Below are 1,513 nucleotides of genomic sequence, written 5' to 3'. Positions count from 1 at the left end.
GTCACCCACGATCGCGACCTCATCGACGCGGTTGCCACGGCCATCCTCGAATTGGACGAGCAGGCCCACCGGGTGACCCGCTACGAGGGGAACTATGGCCGCTACCTCGACGCGAAACGGGCTGCTCGTATCCGTGCCCAGCAGGCGTACGACGCCCAGCAGGACGAGATCGCAGGACTCCGTGAGAGGGCCGCCGCGACCGCCCGAATGGTGGGCTTCGGCCGAGCTGCGCCCGACCGCGACAAGCACGCCTACAACTTCCGCGGCAAGAACGTCGAGCGTGCGGTGAGCCGGAACGTCCGCTCGATCCAGGAGAAGCTCGCCCGCATCGAGGCAAACCCGCTTCAGCCGCCACCTGCCCCGATGCGTTTCCGTGCCGACTTCGCTGCGGGGAGGTTGCGGCCCGGGACGGTCGCCGCGAAAGCCAGTGACGTGGAGGTGACCTACGGCGACCGCCAGGTGCTCGCGGGCGTCAGCCTGCTCGTCGACGCCGAGGACAGGATCTGCCTGACCGGGCCGAACGGCTCCGGCAAGTCGACGCTGGTACGAGTGCTGACTCAGCAGGAGAAGCCAGACCGTGGGAGTGTCCGGTGGGCGCCTGACGTCCGGATAGGCTTCCTGCATCAGGAGCCACAGCTGACCGCTCCGGAACTCACCGTCGCGGAGAACATCACGCTCGGCCTTCGACTGGCAGGAGTCCCGAACGTCACCGACGAGGCGCGGGGCTGGCTAGTTCGTTGGGGCCTGCTCACCCGTGACGATTTGACCAAGAAGGTCATGGATCTGTCGGTCGGTCAACAACGCAAGGTGGAGCTAGGCATCCTCGTCGGCTCGAACCCGGACGCGCTGCTGCTCGACGAGCCAACGAACCATCTCTCCTTTGATGTTGTCGAGTCGTTGCAGGCGGCGCTCACCGATTTCAGAGGGCCGGTGGTAATCGTGACGCACGATCGCCGGTTGATCAGGGAGTTCCCCCGGAGGCTATGGACGCTCCATGACGGCCATCTCCGGGTCACCGACCTCTGGCCTGCACGAGCCGCTGCGCCGAAGTGACGAGTCGCCTCCGGGCGAATACCCCCGCCGAGCCACGAGGACGGTGCCGCGCTCCCGCGGTCGCAGGGTGACTCCTAGCCGAGGGTCAAGCGGAGAAGGAAAGCTGAAGCGGAATCGCCCGACGAGCATCGCGAGCAGCAGATGGATCTCCAAGGTCGCGTAGTGGCGACCGAGGCAGACCCGATTCCCGGTGCCGAAGGGGATGTGGGCCAGCGGATGTCTCGGCGGCGAGTCGGGTCCGAAACGTTCCGGGATGAAGTCATCTGGGTCGGGGAACGAATCGGCACCCCGGTGGAGCAGGTAGTGGCACACCATCACGGGTGTCGCCTCAGGCACGGTGTGTTCGCCAAGATCGACGTCCTTGGAAGTCACGCGGAACTGCCGTGCGGCCGGCGGGTAGAGGCGCATGGCCTCCTTGACGACGCGCAGCGTGTACGACAACCGGTCCAGGTCTCGCATG

General features: G+C 66.4%; 2 protein-coding genes. One reads left to right on the top strand and one right to left on the bottom strand.

Translation table 11 applies throughout. The features are described from left to right. Nucleotides 1-1,053, top strand: a 1,053-nt coding sequence (locus GEV06_28490) for an ATP-binding cassette domain-containing protein (protein ID MPZ21790.1), incomplete at its 5' end; no start/stop codon positions are given. Here GEV06_28490 and GEV06_28485 read toward each other — a convergent pair. After that, a partial coding sequence (locus GEV06_28485) for a cytochrome P450 (GenBank protein ID MPZ21789.1) occupies nucleotides 982-1,513 on the bottom strand: 532 nt, incomplete at its 5' end. The two genes, GEV06_28490 and GEV06_28485, sit on opposite strands and share 72 nt — an antisense overlap.

The sequence above is a fragment of the Luteitalea sp. genome (genome assembly GCA_009377605.1).
GTDB lineage: Bacteria > Acidobacteriota > Vicinamibacteria > Vicinamibacterales > Vicinamibacteraceae > WHTT01.
The sequence above is the reverse complement of the archived record's forward strand: the minus strand, read 5'-3'. Positions and strand labels throughout refer to the sequence as shown.